The 13,676-nt window shown below is 69.9% G+C and carries 13 protein-coding genes; 10 read left to right on the top strand and 3 right to left on the bottom strand.

Annotated features, from left to right (window positions below; translation table 11 throughout):
- Nucleotides 1–1,248, top strand: a complete 1,248-nt coding sequence (locus L6Q67_RS07585; protein ID WP_296567641.1) for an O-antigen ligase — start codon at nucleotides 1–3, stop codon at nucleotides 1,246–1,248.
- A gap of 6 nt (nucleotides 1,249–1,254) precedes the next feature.
- On the opposite strand, the gene L6Q67_RS07580 is transcribed toward L6Q67_RS07585, so the two are convergent.
- Nucleotides 1,255–2,124, bottom strand: a complete 870-nt coding sequence (locus L6Q67_RS07580; RefSeq protein WP_296567640.1) for a DUF5672 family protein — start codon at nucleotides 2,122–2,124, stop codon at nucleotides 1,255–1,257.
- Nucleotides 2,125–2,248: 124 nt separating this feature from the next.
- Between L6Q67_RS07580 and L6Q67_RS07575 the strand changes: the two genes are divergently transcribed.
- The 9 genes from L6Q67_RS07575 to L6Q67_RS07535 all read left to right on the top strand — a co-directional run bounded on the left by L6Q67_RS07575 (nucleotide 2,249) and on the right by L6Q67_RS07535 (nucleotide 10,551).
- Nucleotides 2,249–3,082 carry a hypothetical protein gene (locus L6Q67_RS07575; protein WP_296567637.1) on the top strand — a complete coding sequence of 278 codons (834 nt, stop codon included), beginning with the start codon at nucleotides 2,249–2,251 and terminating at the stop codon, nucleotides 3,080–3,082.
- Nucleotides 3,082–3,831: a glycosyltransferase family 25 protein gene (locus tag L6Q67_RS07570; protein WP_296567635.1), complete on the top strand. Its 750-nt coding sequence runs from the start codon at nucleotides 3,082–3,084 to the stop codon at nucleotides 3,829–3,831. Before L6Q67_RS07575 ends, L6Q67_RS07570 begins: the two co-directional genes overlap by 1 nt.
- On the top strand, nucleotides 3,828–4,862 hold the full coding sequence (locus tag L6Q67_RS07565; RefSeq protein WP_296567632.1) for a glycosyltransferase family 9 protein: 1,035 nt from the start codon (nucleotides 3,828–3,830) through the stop codon (nucleotides 4,860–4,862). Before L6Q67_RS07570 ends, L6Q67_RS07565 begins: the two co-directional genes overlap by 4 nt.
- Before the next feature lie 140 nt (nucleotides 4,863–5,002).
- Nucleotides 5,003–5,695 carry a hypothetical protein gene (locus tag L6Q67_RS07560; RefSeq protein ID WP_296567629.1) on the top strand — a complete coding sequence of 231 codons (693 nt, stop codon included), beginning with the start codon at nucleotides 5,003–5,005 and terminating at the stop codon, nucleotides 5,693–5,695.
- Between the two features lie 11 nt (nucleotides 5,696–5,706).
- On the top strand, nucleotides 5,707–6,468 hold the full coding sequence (locus L6Q67_RS07555) for a polysaccharide deacetylase family protein (RefSeq protein WP_296567627.1): 762 nt from the start codon (nucleotides 5,707–5,709) through the stop codon (nucleotides 6,466–6,468).
- 156 nt (nucleotides 6,469–6,624) lie between these two features.
- Entirely contained in the window at nucleotides 6,625–7,671 is a 1,047-nt protein-coding gene (locus tag L6Q67_RS07550) for a glycosyltransferase family 9 protein (RefSeq protein WP_296567624.1), read from the top strand.
- Nucleotides 7,668–8,750: a glycosyltransferase gene (locus L6Q67_RS07545; protein WP_296567622.1), complete on the top strand. Its 1,083-nt coding sequence runs from the start codon at nucleotides 7,668–7,670 to the stop codon at nucleotides 8,748–8,750. Before L6Q67_RS07550 ends, L6Q67_RS07545 begins: the two co-directional genes overlap by 4 nt.
- Nucleotides 8,747–9,814: a glycosyltransferase gene (locus tag L6Q67_RS07540; RefSeq protein WP_296567619.1), complete on the top strand. Its 1,068-nt coding sequence runs from the start codon at nucleotides 8,747–8,749 to the stop codon at nucleotides 9,812–9,814. Before L6Q67_RS07545 ends, L6Q67_RS07540 begins: the two co-directional genes overlap by 4 nt.
- Nucleotides 9,811–10,551, top strand: a complete 741-nt coding sequence (locus tag L6Q67_RS07535) for a polysaccharide deacetylase family protein (RefSeq protein WP_296567618.1) — start codon at nucleotides 9,811–9,813, stop codon at nucleotides 10,549–10,551. Before L6Q67_RS07540 ends, L6Q67_RS07535 begins: the two co-directional genes overlap by 4 nt.
- Before the next feature lie 621 nt (nucleotides 10,552–11,172).
- On the opposite strand, the gene L6Q67_RS07530 is transcribed toward L6Q67_RS07535, so the two are convergent.
- Both L6Q67_RS07530 and L6Q67_RS07525 read right to left on the bottom strand, forming a co-directional pair.
- Nucleotides 11,173–12,186 carry a transporter gene (locus tag L6Q67_RS07530; protein ID WP_296567615.1) on the bottom strand — a complete coding sequence of 338 codons (1,014 nt, stop codon included), beginning with the start codon at nucleotides 12,184–12,186 and terminating at the stop codon, nucleotides 11,173–11,175.
- A 123-nt stretch (nucleotides 12,187–12,309) separates the two neighbouring features.
- Nucleotides 12,310–13,596, bottom strand: a complete 1,287-nt coding sequence (locus L6Q67_RS07525) for a Glu/Leu/Phe/Val dehydrogenase (RefSeq protein WP_296567613.1) — start codon at nucleotides 13,594–13,596, stop codon at nucleotides 12,310–12,312.
- Between the last annotated feature and the right edge of the window lie 80 nt (nucleotides 13,597–13,676).

The following is a 13,676-nucleotide window of genomic DNA, read 5'->3' as shown; positions in this document are numbered from 1 at the left end:
ATGCCCGCCCTGGTCGTCCGTGTGGCGCCCTGGCTGCTGCCCCTGTTCCTGCTCGGCCTGATGCTCTCGGCGGGCCTGGCCCGCAATCTCGCCTTGCTCATGGCTGCCGGCGGGCTGGTCGTGGCGGTGGCACCCGGGCGCCGCTTCGACCGCCTCGACCGGCGCTTCATGCTGGCCTGTGCCGTGCTGCCGGCGGCCTATCTGCTCAACATGGCCTTGCTGGGCTGGAACGCCCGGGCGCTGGACCGGCCAACCCACCTGCTGGCGGCGATCCTGGTGTATCTGCTGTTCCGGCGCCTCGGCATCTCCCGGCCGTCGGTGCTTTTCGGTCTGGCCGTGGCAGGTCTGGCGGCGGGGGCGCTGGCGGCCCTGGCCGTGGGCAGCGGTGGGGGAGAGGGCCTGCTGGCCCTCAATTCGGGCCGGCCCATGGGGCCGTTCTCGAGCCCCGGGCCATTTGGCAACTACAGCGCCGTGGTGGCGGTGGCCGGCCTGGCCGGTGGGCTGGCGGTGGGTGTTCGGCCGCTGGCGGGGGCGCCGGCCCTTGCGCTGCTGGCCATCGTCGGCGGCTTGATGGCGGCGCTGCTGTCGGAAACCCGCTCGGCCTGGGCAGCCCTGCCGCTGATGTCGATCGCCGTGCTCTACATGCCGGGTCGTCGGCCCATCCCCCGGCGCTGGGTGCTGGCCGCTCTCGTCTCCGTGGTGCTGGCCGCCCTGCTGGCCAGCGAGCTGGTGGGCGCACGCCTGGCCGAGGGGATCGCCGAGGTCAGCGCCTACCTGGCCAACCCCGCATCGCCGAGCGCCCGGGAGACCTCCCTCGGCCTGCGCCTGCTGAGCTGGCAGTGGGGCTGGGAGCAGTTCCTGGCCAACCCGGTGTTCGGCATCGGCCTGGGCAATTTCCGCAGTGCCGTGGCGGCGGCCGTGGCGGCGGGCACCCTGCCACCCATCCTCACCACCTTTGGCGGGCTGCACAACCTGTTCATCGACCATCTCACCACCACCGGGCTGGTGGGCACCCTGGCCATGCTGGCCTTCTGGGCCGGCACCCTGGGGCATTTTGTGGCGGCGCGCCGCAGCCTGGATGGTGACAAGCGCCTGTTCGCCACCTGGGGCCTGGTGCTGCTGATCGGCGAGCTGGTGTTCTCCAACGTCGGGTCGATGTTCGCGTCGTCCCTCGGTACCCTCGGTTTCAGCGTGTTGCTGGCGGTGTTTGCTGCCGGTGCCCACCCGGCCACACCGGCGCGGGCCTGAGAGGGCTCAGTGCCACAGGCGCCGGGCGGCCAGCAGGCTGCCCAGCTTGATGGCATCGAGGCGCAGCTTGAGGCCGCCCCGGGCCCGCACCTGCAGGATCTTCCGGGCGGAGGCCGCCCGCCCGTCGCGGATCAGGTTCTTCACCAGCCGGCGCCCCTGCATGGAGCACAGCAGGCCCACAGGAGCCCGGTCCAGCCAGGCCAGCAGATCCGGCTCCGACAGCGCCCGGTGAAAATTGAACAGGCCGTGGAAGCCGAAGGTCGGTCCGTTTGGCGCTTCCAGCTCGAAGGCGAAGCGCCGGGCCAGCTCCAGCGGGGCAAAGCGGATGCCGTGCGTGCCTTCCAGCCTGTCCCGGTAGAGCTCGCAGATGCAGTAGTCCTCGGGTTGGAGATCGCGGATGTCCGGGTCGTGCAGGGCATCCAGCAGGCGCCGCGAGCGCAGCGAGAAGCCGCCATTGCCCACCGGCGGTGCGCGGTGCGGCCAGGGGGCGCCCAGGTAGTCGAATTCGAGGAAGGCCGGATCCCAGGCCCCGGGATCGAGGATGAAACTGTCCCATTGCATCACCAGCACATGGCTGCCACGCACGTGGGCCCCCAGGGATTTGACGATGAAGGCCGAGTAGTCGGCAACGCTGCGCAGGCAGGTCACCGGCTGGACCCGGATGCGCGGATCAGGGCTGGCATAGTCGGCCACCGTGAGCAGCACCGCTTCACCGAAACGGGCCTGGTCGAGGCAGTGCTGCATCGCAAAGACCGCCAGCTCGGGGTGGCGGGTGTCGAGGCAGGCCAGGCTGACGTCGGGCAGATTGAGCATCCAGGGGCGGGCCGATGATCCGGCAACACGGACAAACCCGGAAGGGTAGCGCAAAGCGGCCATCAACAGCTTTGTTCGCCCCAGATCGGGCGCATGATTCGAGGGAATACGGCACAATATGGCCGATATGTCGCGTGCGCCCACCATGTCGAGCCCTGCTCCTTCGTCTGTGCCTCCTGTTTCTCCCTTGCCGTCACCGACCTCTGCTCCTGCCGGGGCGCGTCCTTATCTGGTCTTCATGCGCACGGGGGCCAACGGGCTCTATCCCCGCTGGCTGGAGCAGGAGCCCGCGCGCAACTGGGATCTCTTCCTCAGCGCCTACATGCCCACCGAGCCCGATCCGGCGGCCATTGCCACCGAAACCGGGGGTTACAACAAGCTGGAGCACTTCCGCGACTGTGTCGTCTCCGGTAGCCTCGACCTGAGCCCCTATCGCCTGGTGCTGCTGGCCGATGACGACCTGGACGTGACCGGCGGCAGCATCTCGGCCTTTTTCGAGAGCGCCGACCGGCTGGGGCTCACCGTGTCCCACCCCGCCCAGGACTGGAGCGGCTACTGGTCCCTGCGCATCATGCTCAGGAACCCCCTGGCCGAGTGGCGCGAGACCAATTTCGTCGAAATCATGTGCCCGTGCTTCGATACGGCCTTCGTGGCCCGCCGGCTGCAGGACATTCCGGTGACCCGCAGCACCTGGGGCAGTGACTATGCCTACAGCCACCTGGCACGGGTCGATGGCGGCAAGGTGGGCATCGTGGATACGGCGGTGATCCGCCACGTCAAGCCGATCCAGGCCGCCGGTGCCTTTTACCGCAAGCTGGCGGCCGATGGCGTGGTGCCGGCCGATGAGCTGAAGGCGGTGCTCGACACCCTGCCCCCCGTCGAACGCTCGCCCCGGGTGGTGGGCATCCACGTCCGCCCGGGCGCCCTGCAGGGTCTGCGCCGGGGCCTGGCCGGTCTGGTCGAGCGAAAGAAGCGCGACATCATGAAGCTCTTCGGACATCGCCAGGACAGGGAAGACTGATGACCCTGGCGATCTTCGTCATCAACATGGAACGTGCCGTCGAACGGCGCGAGAAGATCCTCGCCCATCTGCGCGGCCTGGGGCTCGAGGCCGAGATCCTCCCCGCAGTGGAAGGGGCCCGCGTGCCCCCGGAGGACCTGCCGCCGGGCACCCACCCCGATCTGTCGCCCGGCGAGATCGGCTGTTACCTGAGCCATGTGCGTTTCTGGGAGATCGTGGTGCAGCGTGGCCTGCCCCATGCCCTCGTGCTTGAGGACGACGTGCTGTGCAGCCCCCGTCTGCAGGAGGTGGTGGACGAGGCCCTGGCCAGTGGCGTGCCTTTCGACGCCCTGCGCCTGTCGGCGCTGCGGCCGATCCGGGGCGAGACCCTCGCAACCCTGTCCGGGGGCGAGCGGATCGTGTTGCCCACCAAGAACCCCAGCGGCACCCAGGCTTACCTGGTCACCCTGGAGGGCGCCCGGCGCATGCTGGCCCGGCTCGCCGTGCTGAATTGCCCGATTGACGACACCCTGGACCTGTACTGGCGCCATGGCCTGCGCATCCCGGTGCTTTCACCGACCCTGGTGGAGGAAGACCCGAGCCTGGCCAGCAGCATCGCCGGCCGTTACGGCAGCGATGAGCGCAAGACCTATCTGCGCCACCTGGCCCGGGTGGCCATGGCCCAGCGCCGCAAGCTGACCGTGAAGCTGATGGCCCGCCGCCTGCGTACCGAGATGCGCCGTGGCAAGCGCCAGGGAGGTGGCCGGTGAGCGCGTCGGGCAAGGCAGACGACCGTCCGCGTACCCTGGTGGTGCACCACCGCAGCGGTATCGGCGATCTGGTCTGGCACATCCCCTATCTGCGGGCCATCGCCGCCGGCAGCGCCGGGGGGCGGATCGGTGTGATGGCGCGGCCTTCCAGCCGGGCCGCCGAGGTACTGGCGGGGGAGGCCTGTGTCGCGGAGGTCATCGAGTACGATCACCGTCCCCGCGCCTCGGAGCGGCGGAAGGGCCGCCACGACGGCCTGCTGGCCCAGTTCGGCTTCATCCGCGCCCTGCGTGCCCATCGTTACGAGCGGGTATACATCTTCTCCGGGCGGGCGCGCTACGCGGCCCTGGCCCTGCTGGCCGGCATTCCCCGCCGGGCCGGTTTCGGCTTCAGCCTGGCCGAACGCCTGCTGCTCACCCAGCCGCCTTTCATCCGCCCTTACGAGGGGCCGGGCAACTGGGTGTTTCCCGAGGCCACGGCCTTCAGCGTTGCCCAGGGTCTGGTCGACGGGCCGGTGGTGCCGCGCATGGCGGTGCTGCCGGCGGCCCTGAGTCAGGCCGAGGCGGATCTGGCGGATTTCCCGCAGCCCCGGCTGGCCTTCTCGATCGGCACCTCCGAGCCGCGCAAGCACTGGGGTGGGGCCAATTTTGCGGCCCTGGCCACCCGCTTGCTCGAGCAGGGCGCTGGCGTGATCCTGCTCGGCGGCCCTGCCGAAGCGGGGGGGGCGGAAGAGATCGCCAGCGCAATTCCGGCCGCCCTGCGTGGCGGGCTGCGGGTGTCGGCCCAGGCGTCGGTGCAACGCTCGGCGGCCCTGCTGCGGCAGTGCCAGTTCTGCCTGGGCAACGACACCGGGGTGCTGAACATGGCGGTGGCCAACGGCGTGCCTTCCCTGGGGCTGTTCGGCGCAACGCCGCCCCTGGCCCATGACCCGCTGCTGCATGCCCTCGTCGGTGACGGAATGGCTGCCATCTCGGTGGACCAGGTGCTGCAGCGGCTGGCCGAGCTGAACAGCCCGGGTGTGGCGGCACTGTAAGTCCCCCGGAAATGTCAGGGTAGTGTCAGTTCCTTGAAAGGAAAGAATTTTTTGTCGTATCCGCTTACGATTCGAGCGGATAGATGGGTTGTGGATGGGTTGAATCGGTGATAATCGCCAAAACGACACACCACACCCGCATGACAGAAATCGCCGCCCAACAGGGGGAGCGCCACTCGGAAGGCGCGACCCCGAGCACCTTCATCGCGTGCTGCTTCTACACCGACAACTACACCCATGAAGCCGAGGCCCTGCGCGCCTCCCTCGAGGCGACGGGCACCGCGTACTATCAGAAGCGCTACGCCAGCAGAGGGTTCTGGGAGGCCAACACGCGGATCAAGCCGGAGTTTCTGCTCGACTGCCTGCGCCGTTTTCCCGACCGCAACATCGTGTACCTGGATGCCGACTCCGTGGTCCGCTCGCCGATGGTGCTGTTCAACGGTTTTCCCGGGGATGTTGGCGTGTTCAAGGCGCCGGCGGGAAGCGGCATGTCCCACCCTTACCTCACCGGCACCCTGTTCCTGCGCAACACCCCGGCCGTCCATGCCTTCGTCCAGGCCTGGATCGACGCCCAGGGGGGCATGCTCCTCGGCGTCGACCAGGACAGCTTCACCACGGCCATGGGCCATTCGGGGGACCTGCGGGTGGGCGAGCTGCCGTCCAGCTACGTGAAGATCTTCGACCGCGGTGACGAGACGCCAGTGGTCGAGCACTTTCAGGCCAGCCGATGCCGGGTCAAGCTGCAGCGCACCCTCAAGAAGGTCAGGAACATCTGCGTATGGAGCGGCGTGCTGGTGCTGCTTGTCCTGCTGCTCAGCCAGGCACGTACCTGAAAGGAAGCGCATTGAATCCCCGAGTCCACATCCTGATGTACCACCGGGTCGGCCATTTTCCCGACCGCATGCCCTCCCACCGGGGGCAGTACTGCCATCTGCCCCGCTTCAAGGCCCAGATGGCCATGCTCCGGCACCTGGGTTACCGGGTGGTCAGCCTCGATGAGGTCGTGGCCGGCCTGCGCGGAGAGGCTGCCCTGCCCGATCGTGCGGTGGCCCTGACCTTCGACGATGCCTACGTGGATTTTCTCGAGCACGCGGCGCCGGTATTGGCCGGGCATGGCTACCCCGCCTGCGTCTATGCGGTGGCCGGCATGCTTGGCGGCCGGTCTGACTGGGTCGCCCCGGAAGGCCTGGCGCCGGCGCCGCTGATGGACGCCGCCCAGCTGCGCGAAGTGCAGGCCATGGGCTTCACGGTGGGTTCCCACACCATGACCCATCCCCGGCTGGCCCGGGTCGAGTCCGTGGCATCGATCACCCGCGAGCTGGTGGACAGCAAGCGGGTGCTCGAAGACACCCTCGGCCAGCCGGTGGATCACTTCTGCTATCCCTACGGCAGTCACGATCTGCGGGCCGTGGAGGCGGCGGCGGAGGCGGGCTACCGCAGCGCCACCACCTGCCTGCGGGCGGCGGCCACGGCCCGTGACGACCTGCTGACCCTGCCCCGTAAGGCCGTGCACCAGGGCACCACGGCTTTCGGACTGTTCTGGAAGCTGCTCGCCCGCAATCAATACAAGAGCACGCCGATCCGCCGCAGCCCCCAGCTTGCCTGAAGGTAGCGCAGGGGAAAGGGCGCCGGATTGGGGCACAATAGCGCCTTCCCGCCCTGCCCAGCCCTTGTCGATGTCCCTTCCGCCCGTCTTCGAGCACGTCAGTCCGTGTCCTGGCCCCATGCCTGCCCTGTCCGGTCGCCGGGGGCGCTGAGGGCCATGCGTGTCCTGATCGTCCGCACCTCCGCCATCGGTGACGTGGTGTTCGCCTCGGCCCTGCCGGGGGCCATCCGCCGGCGTCATCCCGACGCCCACATCGCCTGGCTGGTGGAGCCGGGCATCCACGAGCTGCTGCTGGCCGACCCGGACATCGACGAGGTCATCACCTGGTCGAAGGCCGAGTGGGTGCGCCTGTGGAAATCCGGCCAGCGCCTGGCCCTGTGGCGCCAGGTGCGCGCGCTGCGGAGCGCGCTGCACGACCGTCATTTCGACCTGGCCATCGACCTGCAGGGCCTCCTCAAGAGCGGTTTCCTCACCTGGCTGTCGGGGGCGTCCCGGCGGGTCGGCCTGGGCTCGAAGGAGGGCAGCCAGTGGCTCATGAGCGAGGTCATCCCCCGGGGCGGCGAGGCCGCCCGCATCGGCTCCGAATACCAGTTTCTGGCCTCGCAGATGGGCTTTGACGCTGGCGACTTCCTGCCCACCCTCACGGTGGCGCCGGCCACCGACGCGAGGGTGCGGGCCCTGCTCGCCGAGCGGGGCCTGGCCCCCGGCCGCTACGCGGTGTTTGCCCCCTTCACCACGCGCCCCCAGAAGCACTGGTTCGAAGACGCCTGGCAGGCCCTGGCCCCACTGTTGATCGAGGCCACCGGCCTGACGCCGGTGATCCTCGGCGGCCCGGCCGACGTGGACGCCGCCGCCCGCATCGCCGCCGCCGACCCGCGCATCGTCAACCTGGCCGGCCAGACCCGCCTGCCCGAAGCCGCTGCGCTGATCGCCCACTCTGCGCTGCTGGTGGGCGTCGACACCGGCCTGACCCACATGGGTACCGCCCTGGCCCGCCCCACCGTGGCCCTCTTCGGTTCCACCTGCCCCTACACCGACACCGGGCGGCCCAGCGGCAGTGTGATCTGGCTGGGCATGGAATGCTCCCCGTGCCGGCGCCGCCCCACCTGCGGCGGCAAGTTCACCTGCCTGCGCGACATCACCCCGGCGATGGTGCTGGAACGCGCCCGGGCCCTGCTCTCCGCCGGAGGGGCCGCGCCATGAAGATCCTCCATGTGGAAGCCGGCAAGCACCTCTACGGCGGCGCCCGCCAGGTCCAGTACATCACCGAGGGCCTGGCTGCCCGGGGCATCGACAGCCTGCTCGCCTGCCCCCTGGACAGCGAGATGAGCCGCCAGCCGCCGGCCGGCGTGCGGGTGCTGCCCATCCGCATGGGTGGCGACGCCGACATCGGCCTGGCCTTCCGCCTGGCCCGCCTGATCCGCGCCGAAAAGCCCGACCTGGTGCACCTCCACAGCCGCCGTGGCGCCGACACCTGGGGTGCCCTCGGTGCGCGCCTGGCTGGGGTGCCCTGCGTGCTGTCCCGGCGGGTGGACAACCCCGAGTCGCGCCTGGCGGTGGCCCTCAAATACCGCCTCTACGACCACGTGATCACCATCTCCGAGGGCATCCGCCAGGTGCTCCTGGACGAGGGGCTGGCCCCCGGGCGGGTGAGCTGCGTGCGCAGCGCCGTCGATCCGGCGCCCTTTCTGCCGTTGGTGGATCCGTCCGCCTTCCGGGCCGAGTTCCGCCTGCCCCAGGACGCTCTGGTGGCCGGCGTGGTGGCCCAGATGATCCCGCGCAAGGGGCACCGCTACCTGTTTGCCGCCCTGCCCGGGCTGGTGGACAAATACCCCGAGCTGCAGGTGCTGGTGTTCGGCCAGGGCCCCCTGCTGGCCGAGCTGCGCGCCGACGTGGCCGCCCGAGGGCTGGAGGGCGTGGTGCATTTCGCCGGCTTCCGCCACGACCTGGCCCACTGGATCGGCGGCCTCGACCTGCTGGTGCACCCGGCCGAGATGGAGGGCCTGGGTGTATCCCTGCTGCAGGCGGCGGCGGCCGGCGTGCCGGTCATCACCAGCCGTGCCGGTGGCCTGCCCGAGGCCGTGCTCGATGGCGTCACCGGCCTGCTGTGCCCCCCCGCCGACGTGGACGCCCTGGCGGCGGCCATCGACCGCCTCGCCGGCGACCCGGCCCTGCGCCACCAGTATGGCGAAGCCGGCCGGGCGCGCATCCTGGCCGAGTTCTCCATCGACCGCATGGTCGAGGGCAACCTGGCCATCTACCACCAGGTGCTGGGCCGGTGAAGATCCTGACCGTCCTGCGCAGCATGAAGAGTGGCGGCGCCGAGCGCCACGCCCTACAGCTCATGCGCGGCCTGCGCGCCCGGGGCCACGACTGCCTGTACGCCGGCCCCATGGCCGGCTGGCTCGGCCAGCAGCTGCGGGCCGATGGCTTCGATGGCATCGACCTGCCCCTGCTGGGGCTCTACGACCTGCCCTCGCTGCTGCGCCTGGCCCTGTATGCCCGGCGCCAGCGGGTGGACCTGCTCCATGGCCACCTCACCCGCAGCGCCTGGTATGTGGGCCTGGCCGCCCGGCTGGCGGGCCTGCCCAACGTGGCCACGGCCCACTCCGACAATGCCGGCAAGCACTTTGGCCGGGCCGACCGCATCATCGCCGTGTCCGGTGCGGTGGCCGACTTCCTGCAGCGCCAGGGCTACGACCCGGCGCGCATCCGCATGGTCCACCACGGCATCGCCGACCTGGCCGCTCGGCTGCCGGCCGACACCCGCGCCACGCTCCGGCGTGAGCTGGGCTTGGCCGACGACGAACCCTGCCTGCTGATGGCAGCCCGCATCGTGCCGGCCAAGGGCCACGACACGGCCCTGCGCGCCCTGGCCCGGCTGCGCGACCAACCCTGGACCCTGCTGCTGGCGGGCGACCACCACGGCGACCTGGGCCCCCAGATGCAGACCCTGGCAGGGGAACTCGGCATTGCCGAGCGGGTCCGTTTCCTGGGGCTGCGCGAGGATGTGCCGGCCCTGATGGCGGCCTCCGACCTGCTCCTCGCCCCGTCCCGGCGGGAGGCCCTGTCCCTGACCCTGCTCGAAGCCTCGGCTTGTTCGTTGCCCATCGTCGCTACCCGCGTCGGCGGCATCGGCGAGGTGGTGGAGGAGGGCGCCAGCGGTGCCCTGGTGGCGCCGGATGATCCCGCCGCCCTGGCGGCAGCCATCGCCCCGCTGCTGCTCGACCCGGCCCGCCGCAGCGCCTTTGGCGCCCGGGCCCGCCAGCGTTTTGAAGACGGCTTCACGGAGAGCGCCATGTTCGACAGGACGATTGCCGTGTATCGCGAGGCCTGCGCCCGATGACCCAGGTGCAGATCCTCATGTATCACCGGGTCGGGCACTTCCCCGGCCGGGTCAAGGCCCATGGGGCGCTGTACTGCCACCTGCCGCGTTTCCGCGCCCAGATGCGCCTGTTCAAGGTGCTGGGCTATTCGGTGGTCAGCCTCGATGACGCCGCCGCCGGCCTGCGTGGCGAGCTCGCCCTGCCGCCCCGGCCCCTGGTGCTGACCTTCGACGACGCCTACGTGGATTTCCTCGACAACGCCGCGCCGGTGCTCAAGGCCCACGGCTACCCCGCCACCGTTTACGCGGTGAGCAGCCTGATCGGTACCACCTCCAGCTGGGACGCGGGCGTCGGCCCCGAGCCGGCCCCCCTGATGAACGCCGCCCAGCTGCGCGAGGTGCAGAGCCTGGGCTTTACCATCGGCTCCCACTCAAAGAGCCACCTGCGCCTGGCCCAGCAGGACGACGCCTGCATCCTCGCCGAAGTCCGGGACAGCAAGCTCGCCCTCGAGGACCTGCTGGGGCGGCGGGTCGATCACTTCTGCTACCCCTACGGCAGCCACGACCTGCGCGCCGTGCACGCCGCCGCCGAGGCCGGCTACCTCACCGGCACAACCTGCGTGCGCGCCGCCGCCACCCCCGCCGACGACCCCCTGACCCTGCCCCGCAAGGCCGTGTCCCGGGGCGATGATGTCTTCGGCGTGGCCTGGAAGCTGCTCACCAAGAACCTCCCCAAGGTCACCCCGATCCGGCGCTAAGCCATGCTGGTGCTCGCCGTTACTGGCGGGGGTTCCGTTGTTTTTCGTGGCGTTGGCCGGGATTTCGCCCCGGCGGGCGACCTTCTTTCTTGCTTCGCCAAGAAAGAAGGCAAAGAAGGCGACCCGGCTTCACCGGTCGGCCTTCGGCCGACTGCCCTGCGCTGCTCACAACGGGCGGCCGGCGCAGAACTCGCCCTGCGGGCTCAAACAGCTGCGCCGGACTTCCCCGCCCGTTGTTCCGCTGCTCGGCGGTTCAGACGGGCTTTCACACACACCGAGCCTTTACTGAGATAGGGCTGCGCATGTCTGAGCCCGCAGGGCGAGTTTGCGCAGACCCCGCCTGACGGACGCGGAAGGAGGGAACCCCCGAAGGGGGCGCGGCAGCGGGGCACGTTTCTTTGCATCCTTTCTTGTCGTGCAACAAGAAAGGATGTCGCCCGCCGGGGGCGAGTCCCCGGCCAATGTGACGTCATACAACGGAAAACCGTTCCGTAGCGCCAGGAAAGTGCTTTTCCATCGGTAGTTAAGGCGCTCAAAGCCCGGTGGGATTGCCAGAGACCGTGTTTACATACCTAGCGCGAACAGCGCCAATGAATTCGACCCCACGGGGATGCAGCCTGCTCACTCCTCCTGCTGCCGGAAGGCCCAGCGGGCGGCCATGACGGTGAAGCTGGCGATGATGGCGACGATGATCAGGAAGCCGTGGGGATGTTCGGCCAGGGGGATGCCGCCCACGTTCATACCCAGCAGGCCGGCGATCATGTTGATGGGCAGGGCCAGCACCGTGACCATGGTCAGCACATAGACGCTGCGGTTGGTCTCTTCGGTGACCCGGGCGACGATCTCTTCCTGCAGCAGCTTGATGCGTTCCTGCAGGGCTGCCATGTCGCCCAGCACGGCCGAGAACTCCTCGGTGGAGTAGCGCAGGTCGTGCACGTCGTCGTCGGCGATCCAGGCGGGCGGCTGGTTGAGCAGGCGGAAGAGGGCGCCGGGCTCGGGGGCGAGCAGGCGGCGCAGGCGCACCAGCACCCGCCGCAGGGTACCCAGGCGGGCCCTGCTGTGCTGGATGCGCCCGGCGAGCAGGCCGTCCTCCACCTTGTCGGCGCGCTCGGTGGCGGCGCGGACGATTTGGGCCAGCACGTCGGCCTGGTCACGCAGCAGATGGGTGAGCAGGGCCACGCTGGAGTCGAAGGTCTCGCCGCCCTTCACCGCGGCGCGCAGCCGGTCGATGGCGCGCAGGGGCTGCAGGCGGGCGCTCACCAGGGTGCGCGCATCCACCGAGATCCACAGGGTGGCGATCTGGGAGGGTTCGAAATCGAAGTCGTAGAGCACATCATTCACCACCGCGATCAGGGCGTCCTGGGTGTGCTCGATGCGGGTGGAGCGGGAGCCCTCGTGGAGGGCGTCCATGAAGGCCTCGGCGTTGCCCAGGTGCTCCCCCAGCCAGCGTTCGGTGGCGGCGTTGGCCAGGTTGAAGTGCAGCCAGGCGAAGGCGCCGGCTGCTGCGTCCTCGCCGCTCAGCCAGCGTGCGGCGGCGGCGGTGTCCAGGGGCTCGCCCCGGCTGCCCGGGTGAAACAGGAAGCCGGAGATCAGGCCGGAGCGGTCGGAACCGTAGGAGGCGTCGGAGGGCAGCACGGCAGGTACGCGGAAATTCGGATCCGCGAGCCTGCCTGCCCAGGGTGACATCGGTGTGACGTCTGGATGACGGCGGTGGTCACGCCATGGGCTTCGGCCAGGGTGATCGACCCCGCGCGGCTCTCAGGGGTACAGGCCCCGCAGCTTGTGGGCCATCAGCACCCGCTCGCAGCCGAGCACGAAGGCGGCGGTGCGCAGCACGATGCCCTTGCTGCGGGCGGCCTCCCAGACGGCGGCGAAGGCCTCGCGCATGATCCGGTCGAGGCGGGCGTTGATCTCGTCCTCGGTCCAGAAGAAGGCGCTGATGTCCTGCACCCATTCGAAGTAGCTCACGGTCACCCCGCCGGCGTTGGCCAGCACGTCGGGGATCACGGTGATGCCCCGCTCCTGCAGGATCAGGTCGGCCTCGGGGGTGGTGGGGCCGTTGGCGCCTTCGACGATCAGGCGGGCACGGATCAGCCCGGCGTTGGCGGCGGTGATCTGGTTCTCCATGGCGGCGGCCACCAGGATGTCGGCGTCGGTGGACCAGAAGCGCTCGGCGTCGATGGTTTCGGCACCGGGGGCGCCGAGCAGGCTGCGCTGGGTCTGACGCCAGGTCTTGACGGCCTGCAGGTCGAGCCCGCCAGGGTTGGCGATGGCGCCGGAGCCGTCCTGCAGGGCCACCACCCGGGCGCCGGCCTCGGCAAACAGCCGTGCCGCCGCCTCACCCACATTGCCGAAGCCCTGCACCGCCACCCGCGCCCCGGCGATCTCCAGGCCCAGGTGCCGGGCGGCTTCCACGGTGCTCACGAAGACGCCGCGGCCGGTGGCGTCCTTGCGCCCGAGGCTGCCCCCCAGGCTGACCGGCTTGCCGGTGACCACGCCCATGGCGGTGCGGCCTTCGTTCATGGAGTAGGTGTCCATGATCCAGGCCATGGTCTGCTCGTTGGTGTTGATGTCGGGGGCCGGGATGTCCTTGTCTTGCCCCAGCAGGATGTGGATCTCGCTGGTGTAGCGGCGGGTCAGGCGTTCCAGCTCGGCCAGGGAGAGCTGTTTCGGGTCCACCCGCACCCCGCCCTTGGCGCCGCCATAGGGCACATTCACCACGGCGTTCTTCACCGTCATCCAGGCCGACAGGGCCATCACTTCCGACAGGGTGACCTGGGGGTGGAAGCGGATGCCGCCCTTGCCCGGCCCCCGGGCCAGGTTGTGCTGCACCCGGTAGCCCTCGAAATGCGCCATCTCGCCGTTGTCCAGGCGGATCGGCACATTGACGATCAGCGCCCGCATGGGGCGGGTCAGGATCGGGGCGAGGGGGCGCAGCTCGGGGGCCAGATGGGGTTCCACCCGATCGATCTGGACCAGGAAGGTCTCCCAGGGGCCCAGGTGTTCGGGGGACAGGTAGGAGGGGATGTGGGAGACGTTGTTCATTGTTGTTTCTCCTCGGGTTGGCCCTCGGTGGACGCCGTGCCGGGCTGCGGGTTCCGTGAGGGGGGCCGGTGGCCCGGCCA

This window comes from Zoogloea sp. (assembly GCF_023150065.1).
Lineage (GTDB): Bacteria > Pseudomonadota > Gammaproteobacteria > Burkholderiales > Rhodocyclaceae > Zoogloea.
The sequence above is the reverse complement of the archived record's forward strand: the minus strand, read 5'-3'. Positions and strand labels throughout refer to the sequence as shown.

Coding starts and splice junctions, on each gene's coding strand:
- L6Q67_RS07585 (WP_296567641.1), top strand. CDS start 1: ATGCCCGCCCTGGTCGTCCGTGTGGCGCCCTGGCTGCTGCCCCTGTTC.
- L6Q67_RS07580 (WP_296567640.1), bottom strand. CDS start 2,124: ATGGCCGCTTTGCGCTACCCTTCCGGGTTTGTCCGTGTTGCCGGATCA.
- L6Q67_RS07570 (WP_296567635.1), top strand. CDS start 3,082: ATGACCCTGGCGATCTTCGTCATCAACATGGAACGTGCCGTCGAACGG.
- L6Q67_RS07560 (WP_296567629.1), top strand. CDS start 5,003: ATGACAGAAATCGCCGCCCAACAGGGGGAGCGCCACTCGGAAGGCGCG.
- L6Q67_RS07550 (WP_296567624.1), top strand. CDS start 6,625: ATGCGTGTCCTGATCGTCCGCACCTCCGCCATCGGTGACGTGGTGTTC.
- L6Q67_RS07545 (WP_296567622.1), top strand. CDS start 7,668: ATGAAGATCCTCCATGTGGAAGCCGGCAAGCACCTCTACGGCGGCGCC.
- L6Q67_RS07535 (WP_296567618.1), top strand. CDS start 9,811: ATGACCCAGGTGCAGATCCTCATGTATCACCGGGTCGGGCACTTCCCC.
- L6Q67_RS07525 (WP_296567613.1), bottom strand. CDS start 13,596: ATGAACAACGTCTCCCACATCCCCTCCTACCTGTCCCCCGAACACCTG.